Genomic DNA, 24,713 nt, shown 5'->3' with positions numbered 1-24,713 from the left:
TTTTCCTGCAATGTGCTAAACAAGGAAAGCCGAGCGAATCACAAATTCGAGACAAAATGACCATCAGACAAGCCATGGTATTGGCCGCGGGCCTCGGAACCCGCATGCGACCGATCACCAACACCATCCCCAAGCCGCTGGTAAAGATCGCCGGTAAACCGATGATCGATTATGCGCTGGACGCGCTGGCCGAAGCCGGCGTCGAGCAAGCGGTGGTCAATGTTCATCACCACGCCGATCAGATGGAAGCGCATCTCCGGACCTATCGCGGATTGGAAATTCTGATCTCGGACGAGCGGGACGCGCTGATGAATAATGGCGGCGGCCTCGTCAAAGGCCTTACGCTGTTGGGCCGAGATCCGGTTTTCATCATGAATGCCGACCTGTTCTGGATCGGCGAGAAGCCTGGCCATCCGACAAATCTCGAGCGATTGGCCGGATTTTATGACGAGCAGCGCATGGATATGGCCATGCTGTGCGTCGAGCTGGAAAGAACCACGGGCCATAACGGCAAGAACGACTTCAGCATGGCTGATGACGGTCGCCTCACACGCTATCGCGACGCCCAGCACAACGGCGTCGTCTATGCCGGTGCCTTCGTCATGAATCCCTCGCTTCTTGATGATGCGCCTGATAATGCCTTCAACATTAATATCTATTTCGACAAGGGAATCGCCAAAGGGCGGCTTTACGGCACGATGCTTGAAGGCCATTGGCTGACTGTCGGCACGCCGGAGGCGATCGGCGAGGCGGAGGAAACGATCCGGACCTTCCGGGCGTTTGCGTGACGGATGACGGGCGGGCACCGGCAACGCATTCTGACGATCCCGGCAGGCCTGCCTTTTCTGAAGACCCTTGCCGGCGCGCTTTGCGACGGCCGGCTGACGGACCACTTTCGCCACGATCCCAGCGATCCGCTGTCGCTTGCCAAGGTCACCATCTTCCTGCCGACAAGACGCGCGGCGCGCGTGCTCCGTTCGGAATTCGTCGATCTGTTGGGCGGCCGCTCGGCGATCCTGCCGGTGATCCGCCCGCTCGGCGAGACGGACGATGATAGCGGCTATTTCGAAGAGACCTTGCCCGTCACCGCCGACCTGGCGCAGCCGCTTGCCAATACAGCGCGGCTCTTGGAACTGGCGCGGCTGATCCTTGCCTGGCGCAACAGGCTACCGCAGATCGTTCGCGACATTCATTCGGATTCGCCGCTCGTCGCCCCCGCAAGCCCGGCAGATGCCATCTGGCTGGCGCGCAATCTGGCCGAACTCATCGATTCCATCGAGACCGAGGATCGCGACTGGGCTGAGCTTGCCAATCTCAGTGCCGAGGACCATGCGCTCTGGTGGCAATTGACCACCGAATTCCTGCAGATCGCCAGCACCTTCTGGCCGGCGCGGCTGGAAGAACTCGGCAGATCTTCCGCAGCCCGCAACCGCAATGCCATTCTGCGCGCCGAAGCCAAGCGGCTTGCCACGATGCAGCATAGCGGGCCGATCATCATCGCCGGCTCGACCGGCTCCGTGCCTGCGACGGCCGAACTGATTGCCGCCGTCGCTTCGCTGCCGCAGGGGGTCATCGTGCTGCCTGGGCTCGATCTCACGATGCCGGAAGAGGACTGGCGACTCGTGGCTCCGGAGACGGGCATCAGTGGAACGGTCGATCCAACAACACGCAGCCATTCCCAATATGGCCTGTCGCTGCTGCTGAAGCGGCTGCGCGTGGAGCGAAGCGATGTGCAAACCGTTGCCGAAGCGCCGGAAAGCATGCAAATGCGCGCCGAGGTCCTGTCGCACGCGCTGGCGCCGGCGAAAGCGACCAGCGGCTGGGGCGCATGGCAAAAGACACTGGCACCGGACGCTGTTGCACGAGCCTTCGCCGAGGTCGCCCTGATCGAGGCAACGAACGAGCGTGAGGAGGCGACGGCGATCGCCATCGCCTTGCGGCTCGCGCTGGATAAGCCGGGGCGCAACGGCGGCGAAAGCCAAGCGGCGCTGATCACGACCGACCGTAACCTCGCGCGGCGCGTGACGGGGGAGCTCGCCCGCTTCGGCATCACCGCCGACGATTCGGCCGGCACACCCCTTGCCGCCACGCCCCAAGGAACGCTGCTGCAATTGCTGCTGGAGGCGACGCTTCGCCCTGGTGACCCCGTTGCCATCGTGTCGCTCATGAAGCACCCCCTCGCCCGTTTCGGCCTTGGGCCGGATGCGTTGCAGCTTGGCGTCGATGCGCTGGAAATCCTCGCCTTGAGGGGCGGCATCGCTGAGGTCGATATCGGCGCGCTGGAATCCCTACTCGACCGACAGCTCACCGAACAGGCGATGGACCGTCATCCGCCGCAGTGGCGCAAATCCCTGTCCCCGGAAGCCGTGGAGCATGCGCACGCGCTGGCCCGCAAGATCACAGCGGCATGCGAGCCGCTGACCTCGGCGCTGTCACCATCAACCGCCGGACTTCCTACCCTTTCCGAATGGGCCGACCGGACGGGGGGCGCCCTTGAAGCCGTTGCCGCCGATGAGCGCGGCAATCTGGCCGCGCTCTGGTCGGGCGAGGCCGGAGATACGCTCGCGAGCCTGCTGAAGGAGGTCATGGGCACCGACGGCCAGCTCGAAGCGAATGGGCCGCAGTGGATCGATATCATGGCTGCGCTCTCTGCCGGACAGGCGGTCAAGCCTCGGGCATTGAGCCACCCCCGCCTGTTTATCTTCGGCACGCTGGAAGCACGCCTGCAAAGCGTCGATACACTGATCCTCGGCGGGCTCAATGAAGGCTCCTGGCCGGGCCAGACCGCCAACAATCCCTTCATCTCCCGTACGATGAAGACCGAGATCGGCCTGGAACCGCCGGAGCGCCGCATCGGCCAGCTCGCCCACGATTTCGAGATGGCGAACGGGACGCGCGACCTGATCTATTCGCGCGCATTGCGACAGGGCTCGACCCCGACAGTGGCATCACGATGGCTGCAGCGTCTGATGGCACTGGGCGGCAAGACGTTTGCGGCAGAATTAAAAGCGCGCGGCGATCAATACCGCCATTGGGCCGGGATGATCGACGAAGGCGAAAACCAGGCCCCGGCGGCAAGGCCCTCTCCGAAACCGCCGGCCGAGCTGCAGCCGAAAAGCTATTCCTTCAGCGAGGTCGGCCGCCTTCGCCGCGATCCCTATGCGATCTATGCCCGACGTGTCCTGCGGCTCGATCCGATCGCTCCCTTCAACCGCGACCCGGGTCCGGCCGAGCGCGGCACGCTCTATCATAAGATCATCGATCGCTTCATCCGTGAAGGTCATATCGCGGGAACACCGGATGCATCGCTGGCTATGGATCGCATCGTCGCCGAGCTTTTCGACGCCGAACAATTGCCTGTTCATATCGACAGCGTCTGGCGACCACGTTTCCGCGAAGTGGCGCGTGCCTTCCTCGCCTGGGAAGCGGAGCGACGGCCGGAGATCCGCACGACGGTAACGGAAGTGCCGGCCGGCGTCGAGATCGAGCCGATCGGCATCCGCCTGACCGGCGTTGCCGACCGCATCGATTTCAAAGGCAGCAAAGCCGCTGATATCATCGACTACAAGACCGGCTACAATCCCTCGCCGGCGCAGGCCCGCGCGCTGCTCGATCCGCAATTGGCGCTGGAAGCCTATGCACTGAAGGCCGGTGCTTTCCGCACTGTCGGCCCGCTCGTTCCGGAAAACCTGCTCTATGTCCGGCTGAGGCCCGGCGATCGCTTCAAGGTCGATCAGGTCAACAATGAACTGTCCGGCCGCAGCGGCAAGACGGAAACAAAGTCGGCTATGGATCTGGCTGAAGAGTCGATGGACCAGCTCGTCAAATTCGTCGCCCTGCTGCAATCCGGCGAAAAGGGCTTCTCGTCACGGCTGATCCCTGCCCAGCAATTCGAATATGGCGGCGATTACGACCATCTCGCTCGCGTCTCCGAATGGTCGACGGCGGAGACCGAGCAGGAGGGAGGCGGCGATGAGTGAGCTTTCCAACGGCGAGCTGGCCGCCCTGCCTGACAGCGACGATCCCGGCGTCTGGATCGGCTGGACGACGGTGCAGCAATCCATTGCCTCCGATCCGGAACGATCCGCCTGGGTCTCGGCCAATGCCGGTTCCGGCAAGACGCATGTACTGACGCAGCGCGTCATCCGCCTGCTGCTTGCCGGCGCGCGGCCGTCGGCCATTCTCTGCCTCACTTATACTAAGGCCGCCGCCTCCGAAATGTCGAACCGCGTTTTCGATCGGCTCGCCGCCTGGGCAACATTGCCGGACGAGGAGCTGAAGGCGCGGATCGCCGAGATCGAAGGTGCGGAGCCGGGCCTCTTGAAACTTGCCGAGGCACGCCGCCTCTTTGCCAAGGCGCTGGAGACGCCGGGCGGGCTGAAGATCCAGACGATCCACGCCTTCTGCGAGGCGCTGCTGCATCAATTTCCGCTGGAAGCCAATGTCGCCGGCCATTTCTCGGTTCTCGACGATCGCGCCGCAGCGACCCTGCTGGATGACGCCCGTCGGTCGCTGCTGACGGCAACGCCGCAACATCCGAATGCCGAACTTGCCGAGGCCTTCGCCTATGTGCTCGATCTCGGCGACGAATCTGGCTTGGAGACACTGCTCAGCGAGATCGTCGCCAACCGCAACCCTATCCGCCGCTTCACGGCGGAAGCTGAACGCAACGGCGGCATCGAAGCTGCTCTACTCGTCCACCTCGGTCTTTCTCCCGATGACACGGAAGCGGGTATCGCGGAGCAATATTGGCCGCTGCCCGGTCTTTGCGGTTCGATGCTGGAGCTTTATCTGACCCTTGCCGATCTCAAGGGCGGAGCAAAGGCACTGGATATCGCCTACGGGCTGCGCGTTGCCAAACGCGAAACCAACCCGATCATCCGCGCGGAAATCCTCGAGAAGGTCATGCTGACCGGCAAGGGCGAGCCGAAGTCGGACAATCAGTTTCTCGTCAAGGCGATGCTGGCGGATGCTCCTGCGCTGGCCGACGCCGTTGCCGCCGCCCGCGCGCATGTCGTCACGTGTCGCGACCGGCTGAAGCTGATGCGAATGTATCGCGCCACACGCGCGGCGCTCACACTCGCCGACCGGCTGAACCGCGACTACGAAGACTTGAAGAAGCGGCGCAGCCAACTCGATTTCGAAGACCTGATCACCCGTACCGCCGATCTTCTGATCAAGAAGGATGTCGGCCCCTGGATCCACTACAAGTTGGACCAGGGCATAGACCATATCCTCGTCGATGAAGCGCAGGACACCAGTCCTATCCAATGGAGTGTCATCCAATCGCTGGCGGAGGATTTCTTCTCTGGCGAAAGCGCGCGCCCGACCCTCCGGACCATCTTTGCGGTCGGCGACGAAAAACAGTCGATCTATTCCTTCCAGGGAGCGCGGCCAGAGCGCTTCTCCGAGGAAAGCGATCGGACGCGGCGGCGCGTGGATAACAGCGGCCAGCAGTTTTCGTCGATCCGCCTGCCGCTCTCCTTCCGTTCGACCGCCGATGTGCTGGCGGCCGTCGATCATGTCTTCACGGCGCCCGAAAACGCCCGCGGCCTCAGCGCCGCCGCCGAGCCGGTCGTGCACCGCTCCAGCCGCATCGGTCATCCGGGCGCCGTCGATCTCTGGGAGATGATTGCGCCGGAGCCGCTGGCGAAGCAAGAGGACTGGACGGCACCCTTCGATTCGACGCCGGAAAGCGCGCCGGCGGCGATCCTGGCGCGGCGCATGGCACAGACGATCGGCAACATCATTGGCCGCGAGACGATCATCGAGAAGGGAAAGGCCCGCTTCATCGAGGCCGGCGATATCCTGGTGCTGGTGCGCAAGCGCGACAGCTTCGTCAATGCGCTGACCCGGGCCTTAAAGCGGCGCAACAATATCCCCGTCGCCGGTGCCGACCGCTTGGTACTGACCAGCCACATCGCCATCCAGGACCTTTTGGCGCTTGGCCGTTTCCTGCTGCTGCCGGAAGACGATCTTTCGCTGGCGGCACTTTTGAAAAGCCCGCTGTTCGATCTTAGTGAAAACGATGTTTTCGCGGTCGCAGCCTATCGCGGCGATGATGAAAGCGTCTGGAGCCATCTGCAGAGGTTCGCCGATGACGGCAATGAGCGCTTCCGCCATGCGGTCGACCGGCTGAAAACCTTCCTTGCGCTCTCTAAATGTCTGTCCGTGCATGACTTCTACGCGCGCGTTCTCGGCAGCTTCGGCGGTCGGCGGCAGTTCCTGGCGCGGCTCGGCACGGAGGTCAGCGACATCCTCGATGAGTTCCTGACCTTCACGCTGGACCACGAAACCTCCGGCCTGCCGGGCCTGCAATCCTTCATCTCGACGCTGGAGCTGGAAGCGCCGACCGTGAAGCGTGAACAGGACAAGGGCCGCAACGAGGTGCGGATCATGACAGTGCATGCTTCCAAGGGCTTGGAAGCGCCGATCGTTTTCCTCGTCGATGGCGGCGGCAAAGCCTTTACCCATACGCATTTGCCCAAGCTGCGGCTGATCGAGACCGGTAAAGGCGAAATTCCGCTGCCGGTCTGGGTGCCGGTCAGCGCGCTCGCCAATTCGCTGACACAGGCCGGCGTAGCGCGGCTGCAATCCCTCGCGGAAGAGGAATATCGCCGCCTGCTCTATGTCGGCATGACACGCGCCGCCGACCGGCTGATCGTCTGCGGCTATCGCGGCATTCGCGAAAACGCCGATACATGGCATGCCATGATTTGCAGGACACTGCGCCAGGATGGCGAGCGCTGCACCCCGGTCACTTTCTCCGGACCGGACGGCCAATGGCAGGGTCTGAGCTGGCGCGTTACCCAGGTCGAACGCAGATTCGAGCATACGGAACAGGTGGAAGCGGCCGTGGACCGAGGAGCGCTACCGGCGGGACTGAGCCGGCCGCTGCCGCCGCAGCGAAACCTGCCCCGGCCGCTCAGCCCGTCCGGCGCCGGCACTATTATCGACGACGAGGCCGACAATCTGCTTGTCGCCTCGCCGCTGTTCACCGAGAAGACCAAATCGGATCGCTCGCTGGAAAAGGGCCGCTTCATCCACCGCATGCTGCAGACATTGCCGGAGATCGCGCCGGCAGATCGCGCCGATGCCGCGCGGCGCTATGCCGAACGAGCCGCACGCTTCTGGCCGCAGGCCGAGCGCGAAGCGCTGATCGGATCGGTGATGGCGCTGTTGTCGCACACAGACCTGCAGGGGGTTTTCAGCGCCCATGCCCAAGCGGAAGTCTCGATCATGGGTACGCTGACGCTCGGCGATCAAAACTATGCCGTCTCCGGCCGTATCGACCGGCTGACCGTGCTCGACGACCGCGTGGTCGTCCTAGACTACAAGACGAATCGCGTGCCGCCGCGTGTCGCGGAAGAGATTCCCTTCGCCCACCGCGCACAGCTTGCCATCTATCGCGAGATCCTTTCGCCGCTTTATCCCGGCAAACGCATCGATTGCGTGCTCGTCTATACCGAGAACGCCTCGATCCACACGCTCTCCCAAGAAGCACTCGCATTGGCGCTTGCGGAGCTCAAAACAAAGTGAAATACCAAATATTGAAATTTGGGCACCGCACCATCACATATCTAGCAACCCGCAAATCCTGGTAAGGAGCAGCCTATGGCTACCGTGAAAGTCGATACCTCCAACTTCGCTGCCGAAGTCCTGCAGTCCGCAGAGCCTGTCGTCGTTGATTTCTGGGCCGAATGGTGCGGTCCGTGCAAGATGATTGCGCCTGCTCTCGAAGAGCTCGCTGTGCAGTTCGAAGGCAAGGTGAAGGTCGCCAAGCTCAACATCGATGAAAACCCGGAACTGGCTGCCCAGTTCGGCGTTCGCTCGATCCCGACGCTTGCCATGTTCAAGGCCGGCGAAGTTGCCGACATCAAGGTTGGCGCCGCTCCCAAGACCGCTCTGCAGAGCTGGATTTCCAGTGCCGCTTGATTGGTATCGACTGAATTGACTAAAAAGCCCGGTTCGACCGGGCTTTTTATTGGTTGGATTTTGTCACGTCGGCGGCGTGCCGTTATCGGCAAGGACATCGCCGACAAGATAAAGCGAGCCGCCGATCAGAATGCGCGGCGCCGGTAAATCCGGCACGGCCAGCTCTTTGATCGCGTCCAGCGCCTGGCCGACGGCGGACATCGGCTCGGCCACCAAGCCAGCGTCGTAGGCCGCGCCCGCCAGAACCACCGGATCGATCATCGAATCGCTGCCGCGGATCGGCACGCAATAGACCTTTTCCGCGAGGCCGGCGAACGCCTTGAAATAGCCGACGGGATCCTTGGTATTGATCATGCCGGTGATCAGGAACAGCGGCCGCGGCTGCCGCTCCTCGAAATTGGCCATGGCTTCGGCAATCACCTCTCCGGCGCCGGGATTGTGGCCGCCATCAACCCAGATTTCCGCGCCTTCAGGCGCGTGCGGCAACAAATTGCCCTCCGTCAGCCGCTGCAGGCGACCCGCCCATTCGACCGACGTCATCGCCTTTTCCATCATCGCCTCGGTCACGACAAAGCCGGCGGCCTTGACGGCGCGGATGGCGGCGGCGGCATTGGCATATTGATGCCGGCCCGGCAGGCGCGGCAGCGGCAGGTCGGCGAGGCCGAACTCGTCCTGATAGACCAGCCGGCCATACTCCTCATGGGCGGAAAAATCCTGGCCGAAAACCGCGGTTGGGCAGCGCAGCCGCTCGGCCGTCGATATCAGCACGTCCAATGCGGCATCATATTCCTGATGGCCGATGACGACCGGACGACCGGGTTTCATGATCCCCGCCTTCTCGGCGGCGATCAGCTCGACGCGGTCGCCAAGGTAGGGCTGGTGATCGAGCGAGATCGGCATGATCACCGAGACGGCCGGATCGGAAATGACGTTGGTGGCATCGAAACGGCCACCGAGGCCGACTTCGATAATCGCGACATCAGCCGGATGCTCGGCAAACAGCATGAAAGTGGCTGCGGTCAGGATTTCGAAGACCGTGATCTTCTGACCGTCATTGGCGTCGGCAATCCTGCGAAGCACATCGGCGAAGACTGCATCATCGACGAGCTTGCCGCGGCCGCCCTTGACGCCGATGCGATAACGCTCGTGCCAATTGACGAGATGCGGCGAGGTATGGACATGCACGCTCAGGCCGCCGGCCTCCAGAAGCGCACGGCAAAAGGCCGTCACCGAACCCTTGCCGTTGGTGCCGGCGACATGGATCACCGGCGGCAACTTCTTTTGCGGATTGCTGAGGATGTCGAGCAGCCGGGTGATTCTGTCCAGCGAGAGATCGAAGCCTTTGGGATGCAGTCCCATCAGCTTATCGATTTCGCGTGCCGCCTCGCTCATTGCGGATTGATCCATAGCCGTCATCCCGCACCCCCGCCTTTCGGCCTTCCGTTCTAAATCAGGCCCTCGCCACCATCGGCAGCGCCGCGCCGTTCATGTCCTTGGCAGACACGTCATTCGCCGGCTTCTTGGTCAGTATCCTCAGCAGCGTCGCCAGGGTGTCGGGGATGTCATGGCGCTTGACGACCATGTCGACCATACCGTGCTCAAGCAAATATTCCGAGGTCTGGAAACCTTCCGGCAGCTTTTCGCGGATCGTCTGTTCGATGACGCGCTTGCCGGCAAAGCAGATTTCCGCGCCCGGTTCCGCAAGATGGACATCGCCGAGCATGGCGTAGGACGCCGTGACGCCGCCGGTCGTCGGATTGGTCAGCACGACGATATAGGGCTGGCCAGCTTCCTTCAGCATGTCGACGGCGACCGTCGTGCGCGGCAACTGCATCAGCGACAGAATGCCTTCCTGCATGCGCGCCCCGCCCGATGCCGGGAACATCACCAGCGGGCACTTTTCGGCAATGGCGCGTTCGAACGCCTTGACGATCGCCTCGCCGGCGGCGATGCCGAGCGAACCGCCCATGAAATTGAATTCATGCACGACAGCGACGAGCTTCAGACCCTGAACCCTGCCGACACCAGCGAGAATCGTGTCTTCCTGCTCGGTCTTGACGCGACTGTCCTTCAGGCGGTCGGTATATTTCTTGGAATCGCGGAACTTCAGCGGATCCTGCGCGACCTTCGGCTGCGCCAGCGCTTCATATTCGCCATTGTCGAAGAGATCGGCAAGGCGAGCCTTGGCGGGCATCTTCATATGGAAACCGGAAGCGGGAATGACCCACTTATTGTCTTCCAGATCCTTGTGGAAGACCATCTCGCCGGTCTCCGGGCACTTGATCCAGAGATTTTCCGGCACTTCGCGGCGGCCCAGCATGGAATTGATCCGCGGGCGGACGTAATTCGTGATCCAGTTCAATTCGAAAACTCCTGATCGACTGAATTAACCGATATGGACAGGCCGTTTCTTCAACCTACTCCGGTCGAAGCTTCCGCCTATGTGGGAAAACTATTCGGCAGCAACAAGGCGCGCCGAACGCGTTCCCGTCGAGAGACCGCGCACCAGCGTCGCGACGGCCTGGATGGTGTCGGCGGTTGCCTTGCCGTCCTTGGTCAGGCTGGTGGCGATCTGGTTGACGATGGCCGTACCCACGACGACGCCATCGGCGGAGGCGCCGATCAGCTTGGCATGCTCGGCCGTCTTGACGCCGAAACCGACGCAGACCGGCAGGTCCGTATGCTGCTTGATGCGCTTGACGGCGCCGGAGACCAGTGACGGGTTCGGCAGCGCCGAACCGGTGATACCGTTCATCGACACATAATAGACAAAGCCGGAGGTGTTGTTGAGAACGGTCGGCAGGCGCTTGTCGTCGGTGGTCGGTGTCGCGAGCCGAATGAAATTGATGCCTTTGCGGATCGCCGGGATGCAGAGTTCATCATCCATTTCCGGTGGCAGATCGACGACGATAAGGCCGTCGATCCCAGCGGCAATTGCGTCGTCGAGAAACTTCTCGACGCCATAGATATAGATCGGATTGTAGTAGCCCATCATCACGATCGGCGTTTCGCTATCCGTCTTGCGGAAATCGGCGGCGAGCTGCAGCGTCTTCTTCAGCGTCTGTCCGGCCTTCAGGGCGCGCTGGCCGGCAAGCTGGATCGCCGGGCCGTCGGCCATCGGATCGGAAAAGGGCATGCCGAGTTCGATGACGTCGGCGCCGGCTTCCGGCAGTGCCTTCATGATGCCGAGCGAGGTCTCGTAATCGGGATCGCCACCCATGAAATAGGTGACGAGTGCCGGGCGGCCCTCAGCCTTCAGAGCGGCAAAGCGTTTGTCCATACGTGCGGTCATGGCGTCTAACTCACATTCCCAGAATCTTGCCGACGGTGAAGATGTCCTTGTCGCCGCGGCCGGAGAGGTTCATCAGGATGATCTCGTCCTTGCCCATTTTCGGCGCGCGCTTGATGACTTCGGCGAGCGCGTGGCTCGGTTCCAGCGCCGGGATGATGCCTTCGAGGCGGGTCAGCGTCTGGAAGGCTTCCAGCGCCTCATGGTCCATGATCGGCACATATTCGACGCGGCCGATATCGTTCAGCCACGAATGTTCCGGGCCGATGCCGGGATAGTCGAGGCCGGCCGAAATCGAATGGCCTTCCTTGATCTGGCCGTCGCCATCCTGCAGCAGATAGGTGCGGTTGCCATGCAGCACGCCGGGCGAACCGGCGGTGATGGAGGCGCAATGCTCGTCACCCTCAAGGCCCTTGCCGCCGGCTTCGACGCCGACGATCTTGACATCCTCATCATCGAGGAAGGGATGGAAGATGCCGATGGCATTCGAACCGCCGCCAACGGCAGCGATGACGAGATCCGGCAGGCGGCCTTCAGCCTCGAGCATCTGCTGCTTGGCTTCCGTGCCGATCACCGACTGGAAGTCGCGGACCATTTCCGGATAGGGATGCGGGCCGGCGGCCGTGCCGATCAGGTAATAGGTGTCATCGACATTGGTGACCCAATCGCGAAGGGCCTCATTCATGGCGTCCTTCAGTGTGCCGCTGCCGGCGGTGACCGGAACCACCTCGGCGCCGAGAAGCTTCATGCGGAAAACGTTCGGCGCCTGGCGCTCGACGTCGGTCGCGCCCATGTAGACGACGCAGGGAAAGCCAAAGCGGGCAGCGACGGTTGCGGATGCCACACCATGTTGGCCGGCGCCGGTCTCGGCGATGATGCGGGTCTTGCCCATGCGCTTGGCAAGCAGGATCTGGCCGATGCAATTGTTGATCTTGTGAGAGCCGGTATGGTTCAGCTCTTCGCGCTTGAAATAGATCTTCGCGCCGCCAAGCTCGGCCGTCAGGCGCTCAGCGAAATAAAGCGGGCTGGGGCGGCCGATATAATGGGTGCCGAGCGATTTCAGCTCCGCCTGGAAGGCTGGATCGTTCTTCGCCTTGTTCCATTCCTCCTGGAGATCCAGGATCAGCGGCATCAGCGTTTCGGCGACGAAACGGCCACCGTAAATGCCGAAACGGCCATCCTCATCAGGGCCGGCGCGGAAGGAATTAAGCTTTGGCGTCTGGTTCACTCTCTACTCCCTGCTGCCGGTTCCGGCAGGCATGCTTCTGCAAAAGCGTCGAAAAACTGGTCGATCTTGCTGAGATCCTTCACGCCCGGCGCACTTTCGAGGGCGGAGGAAAGATCGATGCCCGTGGCCTTGGTGGAGGCAAGCGCCTCAGCGACATTGTCCTTGTTGACGCCGCCGGACAGCATGTAGTCCACCCGATCGTCGAGCCAGCTCATCAGGCTCCAATCGAAGGACACGCCGTTTCCGCCCGGCAGTTCCGAACCGGCGGGCGGCTTGGCATCGAACAGGAAGCGGTCGGCGATGCCGATGTAGGATTCCACCCGCTTCAGATCGTCGGCAGTGCGCACCGCCATGGCCTTCATGACGGGCACATTATAGACCGCTTTGATGGTCAGCACACGCTCCGGGCTTTCATTGCCGTGAAGCTGCAGCAGATCCGGGCGTACCAGCGAGATAATCTCATCCAAATCGTCATTGCTGGGATTGACCGTCACGGCGACGATCTTTGCCTTGCCGCGCGCGCGTTCCGCCAACTGGCCGGCAACGTCCGGCTCGACATAGCGCGGGCTCTTTTCAAAGAAGATGAAGCCGATATGGGTGGCGCCGCGCTCAAGAGCGCGATCTACGGCTTCCGGCGTCTTCAGGCCACAAATTTTGATATCGGGGTTCATGGCAGCGGAGTGACATGAAATTGCAAAAGAGTCGAGCCTAAACGCGACGATCCGGGGAATTTTGCGCTGCTCGGCGGCAGCCGGCTGGGGAGACTTTTGGCTTGAGCGCACATGACGGTCTTCCCCAAAACAACGGCTCACATTTTACTCTATCGCGATTACGACGTGCCTTGGCGCGACCGGCGACGGAGGCTATCAGTCGGGGAGCCTGCTAAACTTGCGAAGATTCTTGTCGACGAAAGACTCCGGCAGGAAGCGGCGTATGAAACGGACTTGCCCCGCTGCCTTTCCAGCAGTGTAGCGTCTCTTCGGCGATGCGGCGTTGGCGGCTTTGACCACCATATCAGCGACCACCTCCGGCGCATCCCCCGTCCCAATTATCTCGCGCATCAGTTTCTCTGCATTGGTGCGAGCGGTATCGTATAGCGGAAGCGGATGATCCGGTCGCGTCAGGTTCTCCTCGAAGGACGTGCGGGTGACGCCGGGCTCCACAAGCACGACGCGGATACCCTGCGTGCGGACCTCGTGGTCAAGGGATTCGGAATAACCCTCAATGGCGTGCTTGGTCGATGCGTAGAGCGCATTGTAGGGAGCGGGGATCAGCCCCAGAATGGAACTCATATTGATGATCCTGCCCTTTCGCTGACGTCGCATCACTGGAAGTATTGCATTCGTCATGCGCAGGACGCCGAACAGGTTCACGTCGAACAGAGCTTTTCCTTGCGCAACGGAGGATTCCTCCGCCGCGCCAAGCAGTCCGATACCGGCATTGTTGACGAGAAGATCGATCCGTCCGGCGCGAGCCAATATCTCATCGATCGTCCTTTGCACCGATTCATCATCGGTGACGTCGCAGACCAGCATCGCAACGCCGTCCGGAGTATCCGGCGTAGGCTTGCGGCTGGTTCCAAACACCTGGTATCCCGCGCGCCGCAACGCTTGCGCAGTCACCAAACCGATACCTGAGGAAGCGCCGGTGACCAGGGCGACGCCGCGTTCTGTGTTGCTCATCGATTTCCGCCTTCATTTTGTCATGGAACATCAATGAACATTCTGTTACTATCAAAATAATAGTAAGTCACTATCAAAAAGATATCGACATGAAGAATCTTTCGAACCAGCCATGTCTGATCGCCCGCAGCCTTGCATTGGTGGGCGACGCGTGGACCATGCTGATCATGCGCGATGCCCATGCGGGCCTCACTCGCTTCGACGAGTTCCGTAAGAGCCTGGGTATCGCGCCGACGATGCTGACCAGTCGCCTGTCCGCGCTTACGGAAGATGGCCTGCTGGAGAAGCGGCGCTATTCGGAACGACCTCCGCGCGACGAGTATGTGCTGACCGCCGCAGGCCAGGACTTCCTGCCGGTCCTGTTTGCGATTGGAGCATGGGGACGCAAGCATCGCGCCGGCGGTGATGTGACACGGTTCTTTGACGCTGAGGCTGGTACCGAAATCGACCCCGTCACCATCGACCGCGCGACCGGCGCCCCGATCGGAACACGTCCCATCCGCATTGCCATGCCTGAATGAACCTCAGCGCGGCAGAGGGCCTGGGCGGCTTACGTCAACCCTAGCGGTCCGCTCAATCGAAGTCGATCGCATGCAACTGGCTGCCGTGACGCTTCAGCCAGGCCTTGGCTTCATCCATGTCGGGGCAGAGCTTGCGGCAGAGTGCCCAGAAGCGCGGGCCGTGGTTCATCTCGCGTAGGTGCGCGACCTCGTGGGCGGCGAGATAGTCGATGACGAGAGGCGGTGCCATAACGATGCGCCAGGAGAAGCTCAGATTTCCCCCCGAGGAGCAGGAACCCCAGCGGCTGCGGGTATCCTTCATGCTGATGGAGGAGACCGTTGCGCGGATTGCTTTGGTATGCACCGCCACCAGCCTTTCCAGATCGGTGCGCGCCTCCTTCTTGAGGAAGGTCGCGACGCGCCGGCCGGCATGTTCCGGTAGGCCGCTGACGCGCAGAATCGGCACGCCGTCAGCGATGACCGCCTCGGTCAGGCCGCGCAGGCTGCCGGTGTGCTCGATCCGATGGCGAATGCCGCGCAAGAGGATCTCGCTGCCGCTTTGAAGATTTTCCTGGGTGGAGAATTTTGCAAGCTTGGTCAGCAGCCAGCCCTGATGCCGGTCGAGGAAGGCGTTGACCTCGCGGGCGGCGAGGCCGCGTGGAATGGTCATCTTCAGCGCCCGTCCGCCGGGCTCTATCCTGAGCGTAATCCGTGTCGCCCGCTCGTGCTGGCGGATCGTCAGAGGCATCAGCCGGCCGGCCACGTCCAACGTGCGCGTTTCCGGCGCGGGCGGCTTGGGAACAGGTCGGCGGGATCTGGACGAAAGCGGAAACATGAAAAGCAGTTTTATACGATTCGCGCGGGTTTCTGGCAAAGAAAAACCGGCATCGCCGGATGCCGGTTCTGACTGGAAAGCTGTTGCAATTACGGCGTCTTAAATTCGGAAGCCGGGCCGCTATCATCATTGCGCTTGACGTTGTTACGGTCGCGCATGAAACGGTCGAACTCTTCCTGATCCTTGGCGCGGCGCAGTTCGCGGACATAGGTATCGAACTCGGCGCGCATTTCATCGAGCTTGCGGCGCTCCTCTTCGAGGCGCTCCAGCTCTGCCCGGCGCCAATCGTCGAAGGCGACATTGCCGGTAGAGAAATGCTGGCGATAACGGCCCCGGTGGCGGCCGCAGCCGGCAAACATGCCGTCGGCCTTCTGGTTTACATCCCGTTTGAAATCTCTCAGGCGTTCGCCGAAGAGAATATAGGCAAGCATGGCGAGACCCAGGGGCCAGAAGACCACGAAGCCAAGTATCATCAGGGCAATGGTAGCCGGAGTCCAATCCGGGCGAAGCAATGCTGACTGGTGGTTCATCGTGAGGTATCCTCGCAGTAACGCGGCCCGGCCACATGCCGAACCGCTGGAATCGAGATGGTAACCTCTTCGTGAGCCTTCAATGGCTTTTGCCCGGAAAATCGAACAAGCCTTTGAATCCGGCTCGATAATTCAACAAAAGCTAATTCTTTGCAATTTCAGGCGGATTTGCCGCCCTTGATAACGCGTTTGACGACCGGCTTTCCGGTGCGGCCATGTTCTCGGGTGAAAGCGACGATGCGCGGCGCGATTTCGCGCCGGAAACGCGAGCCGTTGAAGACGCCGTAGTGGCCGACATCCGGCTGCAGATAGTGCATCCGCATATCGTCAGGGATATTGGTGCAGATCGTCTGCGCCGCCTTGGTCTGCCCGACGCCGGAGATATCGTCGTTTTCACCTTCGACGGTCAGCAGGGCAACATTGCGGATCGCTGTCGGATCGACACGTTGGCCGCGATGCCTTAGCTCGCCCTTCGGCAGGGCGTGCTTGATGAACACCTGATCGACGGTCTGCAGATAGAATTCCGCCGTCAGATCCATGACCGCCAGATATTCGTCGTAGAAATCACGGTGCTTCTCCGGTTCGCCGTCATTCTTGACGAGGTGCATGAAGAAGTCCTTGTGCGCGATCATGTGCCGATCGAGGTTCATCGACATGAAGCCGGAGAGCTGCAGGAAGCCGGGATAGACAGGGCGCATGAAGCCGGGCTGCGGCCAGGGCACGTTCATGACGACATTGTCGGCGAACCATTCGAGCGGCCTGTGCTTGGCGAGCTGGTTCACGGCCGTCGGGTTGATGCGGGTGTCGATCGGGCCGCCCATCAGCGTCATCGACGAGGGCGACAGCGGATCGCCGGCCGCTTCCATCACCGCGGCTGCGGCCAGGACCGGCACGGAGGGCTGACAGACGGCGATGACATGGGTGTCCGGCCCGAGATGATGCAGCATCTCGATGACGTAATCGATGTAGTCTTCCAGATCGAAGGTGCCTTCGGTCATCGGCACCATGCGGGCATCGATCCAGTCGGTGATGTAGATATCCGCGCTCGGCAGGAGGGCTTCCACGGTGCCGCGCAGCAGCGTCGCATAGTGGCCCGACATCGGCGCGACGATCAGGATGCGCGGATCGCTGCCATGGCCGGCGGGCAGGCTGCGCTCTAAATGGATCAGATTGCAGAAGGGCTTGTTCCAGACGATCTTTTCGTGGACCGAAACCGACTTCCCGCCGATCGAGGTTTCATGCAGACCGAATTCGGGCTTGCCATAGCGCCGGGTGGTGCGCTCGAAAACTTCGAGACTGGCCGTCACCGTGCGGCCGAGCATCGTATGGGAGAGCGGATTAAGCGGATTGCCATAGGCCAGGCGCATCATATCGGCGGCGGCGCGAAAGGGTGCGAGGGCAGCATGATTAAGTTCATAGAGTTGATAAAACATAAAATCATTACCTTTCGAGGTGATCAGACGAAGAACGCTCCCCCAGCGCGACCCTCATCTATAAAAAACTCTTTTATAGAGACTAGCAGTTTTTATTGCAGGGCAACATTACCCATTCGGATTCTTACCCATGTAAAAATGCCGGAGAATTGCTTCTCCGGCATCAATAATGGTCTCAAAACGTTAAAGTTCCTGATCGTGCACGTTCATCAAGCATCGGCGAGGAAGGTTTGGCGCTGCGTGCCGAGGCCTTCCATGCCGAGTTCGACGATGTCGCCTGGCTTCAGATATTGCGGCGGCTTCATGCCCATGCCGACGCCCGGAGGCGTGCCGGTGGAGATGACGTCGCCCGGATGCAGCGACATGAACTGGCTGAGATAGGAGACGAGGTAGGCAACGCCATAGACCATGGTCTTGGTCGAGCCGTTCTGCATCATCTTGCCGTTGACCTTCAGCCACATGCCGAGATTCTGCGGATCGGCGACTTCGTCCTTGGTGACGAGCCAGGGGCCGATCGGGCCGAAGGTGTCGCAGGACTTGCCCTTGGTCCACTGTCCCGAACGCTCGGTCTGGAAGGCGCGTTCGGAGACATCATGGGAGACGCAGTAACCGGCGACATAGTCGAGTGCATCGGCCTCGCTGACATATTTCGCCGTCTTGCCGATGACGACGCCGAGTTCGACTTCCCAATCGGTCTTTTCCGAGCCGCGCGGGATCAGCACGTTGTCATTCGGGCCGACGATGGCGGAGGTGGCCTTCATGAAGATGATCGGCTCCGGCGGCACGGTAGCGCCGGTTTCGGCGGCATGGTCGGAGAAGTTCAGGCCGATGCAGATGAACTTGCCGGTGCCGGCGACGCAGGCGCCGATACGGCCTTCGGGCAGTTCCGGCAGGCTCTTCGGATCGAGAGCGGCGATCTTCGCCAGGCCGGCCGGCGAAATCGCCTCGCCACCGATATCGGCGACATGAGCGGAGAGATCGCGGATCTTGCCGTCGCTATCCAGAAGCGCCGGCTTTTCCTTGCCGGCATCGCCAACACGCAACAATTTCATAGGTCTTCCTTCCCTGCATCTTCAAAAACGAGATTGGTTTCACCACATATGAACGAATTATTCACCAGTGTCACCCATCGATTTGGGTGCGCCGCCATGGCTCTTTATAAAGCAGCGCCATAACTCTGGGGCAGCGATCTGGCGATTTCGACGATGACGTCAAAGGCCGTATCGATATCCTCGGCTGTCGCCTCAAACTGACCTGCCTGGAAACGAATGAGCAATCGACCCTCGACGCGGGTCTGCGTCAGGTAGATGCGGCCGTCATTGTTGATCGCCGCGATCAGCCGCTGCGTATGCTCTTCCTGATCCACGCCGACGGGCGCTTTGTGGTCGAAGGAGAAGAGCGACAGGAATGGCTGGGTGACGATCTCGAAATCGGGTTCGGCAGCCAGGCGCTTAGCCAGATTCTGCGACCAGGAGACATGGTTTCGGATCATCGTGCGCAAGCCCTCGAGGCCGTGATAGCGCAAGAGGAACCAGAGTTTCAGCGCGCGAAAACGGCGGCCCAGCGGCACGGACCATTCCGAATAATTGATGATGCCGTCATGACCATGCGTGCGCAGATATTCAGGTTGGATCGCGAGCGTGCGGACCAGCGCCTCTGGTTCGCGAACGAACTGGACCGAGCAGTCGAACTGAGCGCCAAGCCATTTATGCGGGTTGAAGACCACGGAATCTGCCTGTTCGACACCCTGCCACAACGTCCGAAATTCCGGGCAGATCATCGCCGAACCGGCCCAGGCGGCGTCGACATGCACATAAAGCCCTTGAGCGTGTGCAACTTCGACGACCGCTGCGATATCGTCGCAGCCACCGATGCTGGTGCCACCGACACAGGGAATGACGCCAGCCGGCAGCAGGCCTGCTGCCCGATCGCGCTCGATCGCAGCCGCCAATGCCTGCGTGTCCATCGCGCTGTTCGGGCCGCCGGAGGGAACGCGGACCAGGTTCTCCGATCCCACGCCGGATATCCAGATGGCGCGATCAATCGACGTGTGGACCTGATCGGTGCAGTAGATCCGCACCGCCTTGTTCGCCGCAAGGCCTTGGCTGTTGCCCCGCCAGCCGAGCGCCCTTTCGCGCATGACCAGCACCGCCGCCAGCGTTGCGGTGGAGGCGGAATCCTGAACGACGCCGGTAAAGCTGTCGGGAAGACCAAGGGCCTGACGCAGCCAGTCGACCACTTTGGTTTCCAACTCGGTGGCAGATGGCGAAGTCTGCCACAGCATGCATTGGGCTGCGATCGCGCTGACGAGATATTCGGCGATGACCGATACCGGGGCGGCATTGGCGGGGAAATAGGCGAAGAAGCGCGGATGCTGCCAATGCGTCATGCCGGGAACGAGGATATCCTCAAAATCCTCGAAGATATCCTCCATCGGCTCGCCGGATTCGGGCGGAGAATCGGCGATATGGGCCGCGATTTCGCCCGGCGCCGTTTGCGCCCGCACCGGCCGGTCGCGAAGCGACGCGCGATAGTCCGCACCCCAACCTGCGGCCTTCTCTGACCAGCGCCGAAACTCCTCCCAATCCATGCCCGCCTCCTCACTCGTCAATCAGGGCAGACCTTAGACCGGTTTTCCGAGACGGTCGAGTGTCAGAAAAGTTCGTCGAGCGCCGGGCCTGCCGGCACAATTCCAGTCGGATTGAGTGCCGCGATGGAATAATAACCACGCTTGATATGGTCGAAGCTGACGGTCTCGGCGACGCCCGGCCAGTCGAGCATGCGACGGCAAAAGGCCTGGAGATTGGCGTAGTCCGAGAGGCGGCGAAGATTGCATTTGAACAAGCCGTGATAGGCAAGATCGAAGCGGACGAGCGTGACGAAGAGCCTGATATCGCTTTCGGTCGGATGATCGGCAAAGAGGAAATCCTTGCCTTCGAGATCACCTTCAACCCGGTCGAGGCAATCGAACAGGTCGCGGAAGGCTTCTTCATAGGCGATCTGTGTCGTCGCGAAGCCGGTTCGATAGACGCCATTGTTGAGGACTGGATAGATGCGGGCATTGAAAGCATCGATGTCTTCGCGCCGGCCGGCCGGATAAAGATCGATCGCATGGCTGGCGAGATCGCCGAAACCATCATTCAACATGCGCAGGATATCGGCGGACTCATTGTTGACGATCGTGCCCTTCCGCTTGTCCCAAAGCACCGGCACGGTGGCCCGACCGGAAAAGGCCGGATCAGCCTTCGTATAGATTTCATGCATGTAGCGGGTCCCATTGACTGGATCGTCGGTAGCGCCGGGATAAGTTCCGAAGCGCCAGCCTTGCTTGCTCAAGGCCGGCTCGACCACCGACACGGAAATGACGTCTTCCAAGCCCTTCAGTTTGCGTCCGATGAGCGTGCGCGAGGCCCAGGGGCAGATGAGCGCGACATAGAGATGATAACGACCGGCTTCAGCGGCAAAACCACCCTCGCCCGTCGGGCCCGGCCGTCCGTCCAGCGTCACCCAATTGCGGAAGCTTGAGGTCTGGCGAACGAAGCCGCCCTTTTCATCCTTGGCCTGGACCGGCTGCCAGTCTTCCATCCATCTTCCGTTCACCAGCACGGTTTTGTCTCCAATTCGCGCGCGTTCTGTCGCCGGGGATCATAGCGAAATTGGATTTCACCGAAATAACGCAATATTGAAACAGACTGTCTACCGGGCAGAGCCGGATACGACTATAAACTTGCCTGACAAATTCCAGTTATCGGAGCTCCCTATGCCTACGTCCGTTTCTTCCGTGAAAACCGAGCATGCCAGCCGCTACCTGCAGCAGCTTTGCAAACACTGGAGCCACCGTTTCACCGTCGAATTCAATGAAACCGCAGGCAAAGTGCCGTTCAGCCCCGAAACCTTCGTAGAGTTCGCGGCCGATGCCTCGGCTTTGCGGATGACGCTGTACGTCGAAAATCCGCAGGACCTCGAACGCATGCAGAATGTGGTCGCCGATCACCTCAAGCGATTTGCCTTCCGCGAAGAGCTTGACGTGGTCTGGACTGCGGATGCGAGCCGGGTATAGGTTCGCGTCGTATCCTCCAAGGCCAGTCGCCTTTCCGCTCCCAACGGTCCGCGACTGCCTTCCTCAGATGGAAAGAATCGTATGACGTCCAGCAATTTCCGCGAATCGCAATATCCGATCGACAAGCTCTTTCTCGACCGTTGGTCGCCGCGTGCCTATTCCAACGAAACCATGCCCGAGGCCGATCTCCTCACCATTCTGGAAGCTGCCCATTGGGCGCCGTCCGCCTCCAATATGCAGCCCTGGCGCTTCGTCTACGCGCTGCGCGGCTCGGAGAGCTGGGAGAAATTCCTCGATCTGCTGATCGAGTTCAACCAGGGCTGGGCGAAATCCGCTGCCGCCCTGCTTTTCGTCATTTCGCGCACCCATAACGGCGAGCTCGGCTCTGCCGAGCAGAAGCCCAACTACAGCCACTCCTTCGACACCGGTACAGCATGGGGCTTCTTGGCGCTGCAGGCGCACCTAGCCGGCTACGCAGCTCACGGCATGGGCGGTTTCCATGTCGAGAAATCCTATGAAGTTCTCGGTATTCCCCAAGGCTTCCGCGTCGAGGCGGCCGTTGCGATCGGCAGGATCGGCAACAAGGACCAGCTTCCGGAGAAGCTGAGGGAGCGTGAAGTTCCGAACCACCGCAAGCCGCTTTCCGAAGTCGCCTTTAACGGTACCTTTATCGCCAAGTAATTGATCTCGAAATACAAAGGCCCGCCTGAAGCATCGGGCGGGCCTTTTTTGTTTCTGAAATTGGCGATCAGATATCGAGGTTGGCGACGCTCAGCGCGTTGTCCTGGATGAACTCGCGCCGGGGCTCGACCTCGTCGCCCATGAGCCGGGCAAACAAACCGTCGGCATCGGTTGCATCGGCGACTTTGACCTGCAGCAGCGAACGGACGTTCGGATCGAGTGTCGTTTCCCAAAGCTGCTCGGCATTCATCTCGCCGAGACCCTTGTAGCGCTGCATGGTGAGACCCTTGCGGCCGCTGGCGAAGATGGTTTCCAGCAGCATGCGCGGGCCGGAAATCTCGGTTTCGCCGTCGCGGCGAACGAGCTTCGGCGGCAGGTCATAGACCTCCTTGAGACGCGAGGCGAGCTGATCGATGAGACGCGCGTCCTGCGAGCCGATCAGCGCCATGTCGAGAACGACGACTTCCTTGACGCCCCGCACCATGCGCTCGAAACGCAAACCGCCCTCGCTGGTGAGGCCACCATTCCAACCGCGTTCGGTTTCCTCGGCAATGATGTCGAGCCGCTTGGCAACGTCATTCACCAGGCTTTCGGCCCGCGCCGGATTGCTGACGAGCTCGGCATTCAGAGCGCCGGCAATCGCCGCCTGTTCGACGACGGCGCGGTTATAGCGCGAATGCAGATTGTCGAGCAGCGTGCGCAGACGGAGTGCATCGGAAATGACCTCCCGCAGATCCTGGCCGGCGCGGACTTCACCCGTGCCGAGACGCAGGCTGGCATCATCGAGACCCTGGCCGATCAGATATTCTTCCAGCGCCTTTTCATCTTTCACATATTGCACCGATTTGCCACGCGTCACCTTATAGAGCGGCGGCTGGGCGATATAGAGATGACCGCGCTCGATGAGATCGGGCATCTGCCGGAAGAAGAAGGTGAGCAGCAGCGTGCGAATGTGGGCGCCGTCGACATCGGCGTCCGTCATGATGATGATCTTATGATAGCGCAGCTTGTCGGCGTTGAACTCGTCCTTGCCGATGCCGGTTCCGAGTGCGGTGATCAGCGTGCCGATTTCCTGACTCGACAGCATCTTGTCGAAACGGGCACGCTCGACGTTGAGGATTTTGCCGCGCAGCGGCAGGATCGCCTGGTTTTCGCGCGAACGGCCCTGCTTGGCCGAACCGCCTGCCGAATCACCCTCCACCAGGAAGACTTCGGACTTGGCCGGATCGCGCTCGGAGCAGTCGGCAAGCTTGCCGGGCAAGGAAGCAATGTCGAGAGCGCCCTTGCGCCGGGTCAGTTCGCGCGCCTTGCGAGCGGCTTCGCGGGCAGCGGCCGCTTCGACGACCTTGCCGACCAGTACCTTCGCCTCGGCCGGATGTTCTTCAAGCCAAGTGCTCAATGCTTCGTTGACAAGGCTTTCGACCACCGGCCGCACTTCCGACGACACCAGCTTGTCCTTGGTCTGCGATGAGAACTTCGGGTCCGGAACCTTTACCGAAAGCACTGCTGTCAGTCCTTCGCGGCAATCGTCACCCGTCAGCGTCACCTTTTCCTTCTTGGTGATGCCGGAGGTGTCGGCATAGGAGGTGATCTGGCGCGTCAGTGCGCCACGGAAGCCCGCCATATGCGTGCCGCCATCGCGCTGCGGGATGTTATTGGTGAAGCAGAGCACGTTTTCGTGGTAGCTGTCGTTCCACCACATCGCCACTTCGACGGTGATGCCATCCTTTTCGCCGCGGATGGAGACCGGCTTTTCGACCAGCGGCTTCTTGGCGCGATCGAGATAGGCGACGAAAGCCTCGAGGCCGCCATCGTAGATCATTTCTTCCTGCTTGACGTCGGAGTGACGCTTGTCGCTGAGGAGAATCCGGACCCCCGAATTCAGGAACGCCAGCTCGCGCAGGCGATGCTCCAGCGTGGCATAGTCGAATTCCGTCATCGTGAAGGTCTGCGAGCTTGGCATGAAGCTGACTTCCGTGCCCGTCTCGTTGCCGGCGTCGCCGGTCTCCCTGAGCGGCGCATCGGCGACGCCGTGGGTGAAGCTCATTTCATGGATCCTGCCCTGGCGGCGGATCTTCAGTTTCAGCCAGACGGACAAAGCGTTGACGACCGAAACACCGACGCCATGCAGGCCGCCGGAGACCTTATAGGAATTCTGGTCGAACTTACCGCCGGCATGAAGCTGGGTCATGATGACTTCGGCTGCGGAAACGCCTTCGCCGGTATGGATATCCGTCGGAATGCCGCGGCCGTTGTCGGTGACCGTCACCGAACCATCGGGATTGAGCGTCACCGTGACGATGTCGGCATGGCCGGCCAGCGCCTCGTCGATGGCGTTGTCGACGACCTCATAAACCATGTGATGCAGGCCCGAGCCATCATCCGTGTCGCCGATATACATGCCGGGACGCTTGCGCACGGCATCAAGGCCCTTCAGAACCTTAATGGAATCTGCGCCATACTCGGCATTACCGCCGTTTTCGGTTACGGATATGTCGGTCATTTATTGAAGTCTTTCCAGTGTTTTAGAGAACACCACC

20 protein-coding genes are annotated in these 24,713 nt (G+C 61.1%); 7 read left to right on the top strand and 13 right to left on the bottom strand.

Annotation, left to right across the window (positions count from 1 at the left end; genetic code table 11):
* Positions 1–56 precede the first annotated feature (56 nt).
* The 4 genes from K290_RS0121740 (at position 57) to trxA (ending at position 7,935) form a co-directional block, all read left to right on the top strand.
* Positions 57–788 (top strand): nucleotidyltransferase family protein, encoded by a 732-nt coding sequence (locus tag K290_RS0121740; RefSeq protein WP_028753823.1) that lies wholly within the window; start codon positions 57–59, stop codon positions 786–788.
* A 3-nt stretch (positions 789–791) separates the two neighbouring features.
* Positions 792–3,980 (top strand): double-strand break repair protein AddB, encoded by a 3,189-nt coding sequence (addB, locus tag K290_RS0121735; protein ID WP_028753822.1) that lies wholly within the window; start codon positions 792–794, stop codon positions 3,978–3,980.
* Positions 3,973–7,539 carry a double-strand break repair helicase AddA gene (gene addA, locus K290_RS0121730; protein ID WP_028753821.1) on the top strand — a complete coding sequence of 1,189 codons (3,567 nt, stop codon included), beginning with the start codon at positions 3,973–3,975 and terminating at the stop codon, positions 7,537–7,539. Before addB ends, addA begins: the two co-directional genes overlap by 8 nt.
* 75 nt (positions 7,540–7,614) lie before the next feature.
* Positions 7,615–7,935, top strand: coding sequence for a thioredoxin (gene trxA, locus K290_RS0121725; RefSeq protein ID WP_028753820.1), 321 nt, complete (start codon positions 7,615–7,617; stop codon positions 7,933–7,935).
* Positions 7,936–7,998: 63 nt separating this feature from the next.
* Here the strand turns inward: trxA and K290_RS0121720 are convergent, their stop codons facing one another.
* The 6 genes from K290_RS0121720 to K290_RS0121695 all read right to left on the bottom strand — a co-directional run bounded on the left by K290_RS0121720 (position 7,999) and on the right by K290_RS0121695 (position 14,134).
* The gene (locus K290_RS0121720; protein WP_037135975.1) at positions 7,999–9,327 is read right to left on the bottom strand and encodes a bifunctional folylpolyglutamate synthase/dihydrofolate synthase; all 1,329 of its coding nucleotides are present in this window, start codon (positions 9,325–9,327) and stop codon (positions 7,999–8,001) included.
* 58 nt (positions 9,328–9,385) lie between these two features.
* Positions 9,386–10,297 carry an acetyl-CoA carboxylase, carboxyltransferase subunit beta gene (gene accD / locus K290_RS0121715; protein WP_028753818.1) on the bottom strand — a complete coding sequence of 304 codons (912 nt, stop codon included), beginning with the start codon at positions 10,295–10,297 and terminating at the stop codon, positions 9,386–9,388.
* A 90-nt stretch (positions 10,298–10,387) separates the two neighbouring features.
* Positions 10,388–11,227: a tryptophan synthase subunit alpha gene (gene trpA / locus K290_RS0121710; RefSeq protein ID WP_028753817.1), complete on the bottom strand. Its 840-nt coding sequence runs from the start codon at positions 11,225–11,227 to the stop codon at positions 10,388–10,390.
* Positions 11,228–11,237: 10 nt separating this feature from the next.
* Complete coding sequence (gene trpB / locus K290_RS0121705; RefSeq protein ID WP_028753816.1) at positions 11,238–12,452, bottom strand: tryptophan synthase subunit beta; 1,215 nt, start codon at positions 12,450–12,452, stop codon at positions 11,238–11,240.
* Positions 12,449–13,123 (bottom strand): phosphoribosylanthranilate isomerase, encoded by a 675-nt coding sequence (locus tag K290_RS0121700; RefSeq protein WP_028753815.1) that lies wholly within the window; start codon positions 13,121–13,123, stop codon positions 12,449–12,451. Before K290_RS0121700 ends, trpB begins: the two co-directional genes overlap by 4 nt.
* 195 nt (positions 13,124–13,318) lie before the next feature.
* Positions 13,319–14,134 carry an oxidoreductase gene (locus K290_RS0121695; protein ID WP_028753814.1) on the bottom strand — a complete coding sequence of 272 codons (816 nt, stop codon included), beginning with the start codon at positions 14,132–14,134 and terminating at the stop codon, positions 13,319–13,321.
* An 89-nt stretch (positions 14,135–14,223) separates the two neighbouring features.
* Between K290_RS0121695 and K290_RS0121690 the strand changes: the two genes are divergently transcribed.
* Positions 14,224–14,655, top strand: a complete 432-nt coding sequence (locus K290_RS0121690; RefSeq protein ID WP_028753813.1) for a winged helix-turn-helix transcriptional regulator — start codon at positions 14,224–14,226, stop codon at positions 14,653–14,655.
* Between the two features lie 52 nt (positions 14,656–14,707).
* On the opposite strand, the gene K290_RS0121685 is transcribed toward K290_RS0121690, so the two are convergent.
* The 6 genes from K290_RS0121685 to K290_RS0121660 form a co-directional block, all read right to left on the bottom strand.
* Positions 14,708–15,469 carry a M48 family metallopeptidase gene (locus tag K290_RS0121685; protein ID WP_028753812.1) on the bottom strand — a complete coding sequence of 254 codons (762 nt, stop codon included), beginning with the start codon at positions 15,467–15,469 and terminating at the stop codon, positions 14,708–14,710.
* An 89-nt stretch (positions 15,470–15,558) separates the two neighbouring features.
* Positions 15,559–15,999 carry a DUF2852 domain-containing protein gene (locus tag K290_RS0121680; protein WP_028753811.1) on the bottom strand — a complete coding sequence of 147 codons (441 nt, stop codon included), beginning with the start codon at positions 15,997–15,999 and terminating at the stop codon, positions 15,559–15,561.
* 158 nt (positions 16,000–16,157) lie between these two features.
* Positions 16,158–17,432 carry a polyhydroxyalkanoate depolymerase gene (gene phaZ / locus K290_RS0121675; protein ID WP_028753810.1) on the bottom strand — a complete coding sequence of 425 codons (1,275 nt, stop codon included), beginning with the start codon at positions 17,430–17,432 and terminating at the stop codon, positions 16,158–16,160.
* A 209-nt stretch (positions 17,433–17,641) separates the two neighbouring features.
* On the bottom strand, positions 17,642–18,484 hold the full coding sequence (locus K290_RS0121670) for a fumarylacetoacetate hydrolase family protein (RefSeq protein WP_028753809.1): 843 nt from the start codon (positions 18,482–18,484) through the stop codon (positions 17,642–17,644).
* Between the two features lie 104 nt (positions 18,485–18,588).
* Positions 18,589–20,022, bottom strand: a complete 1,434-nt coding sequence (locus K290_RS0121665; RefSeq protein ID WP_028753808.1) for a pyridoxal phosphate-dependent decarboxylase family protein — start codon at positions 20,020–20,022, stop codon at positions 18,589–18,591.
* A gap of 62 nt (positions 20,023–20,084) precedes the next feature.
* Positions 20,085–21,038 (bottom strand): glutathione S-transferase family protein, encoded by a 954-nt coding sequence (locus K290_RS0121660; protein ID WP_028753807.1) that lies wholly within the window; start codon positions 21,036–21,038, stop codon positions 20,085–20,087.
* A 154-nt stretch (positions 21,039–21,192) separates the two neighbouring features.
* Between K290_RS0121660 and K290_RS0121655 the strand changes: the two genes are divergently transcribed.
* Both K290_RS0121655 and K290_RS0121650 read left to right on the top strand, forming a co-directional pair.
* On the top strand, positions 21,193–21,492 hold the full coding sequence (locus K290_RS0121655) for a DUF2218 domain-containing protein (protein ID WP_028753806.1): 300 nt from the start codon (positions 21,193–21,195) through the stop codon (positions 21,490–21,492).
* 81 nt (positions 21,493–21,573) lie between these two features.
* Entirely contained in the window at positions 21,574–22,173 is a 600-nt protein-coding gene (locus tag K290_RS0121650) for a nitroreductase family protein (RefSeq protein WP_028753805.1), read from the top strand.
* A gap of 67 nt (positions 22,174–22,240) precedes the next feature.
* Here K290_RS0121650 and gyrB read toward each other — a convergent pair whose 3' ends face one another.
* The gene (gyrB, locus tag K290_RS0121645; protein WP_028753804.1) at positions 22,241–24,676 is read right to left on the bottom strand and encodes a DNA topoisomerase (ATP-hydrolyzing) subunit B; all 2,436 of its coding nucleotides are present in this window, start codon (positions 24,674–24,676) and stop codon (positions 22,241–22,243) included.
* Positions 24,677–24,713 lie beyond the last annotated feature (37 nt).

It is taken from the genome of Rhizobium leucaenae USDA 9039, assembly GCF_000426285.1.
Taxonomy (GTDB): Bacteria; Pseudomonadota; Alphaproteobacteria; order Rhizobiales; family Rhizobiaceae; genus Rhizobium; species Rhizobium leucaenae.
Note: the sequence above shows the minus strand (reverse complement) of the source record. Positions and strands in the feature narration are given on the sequence as shown.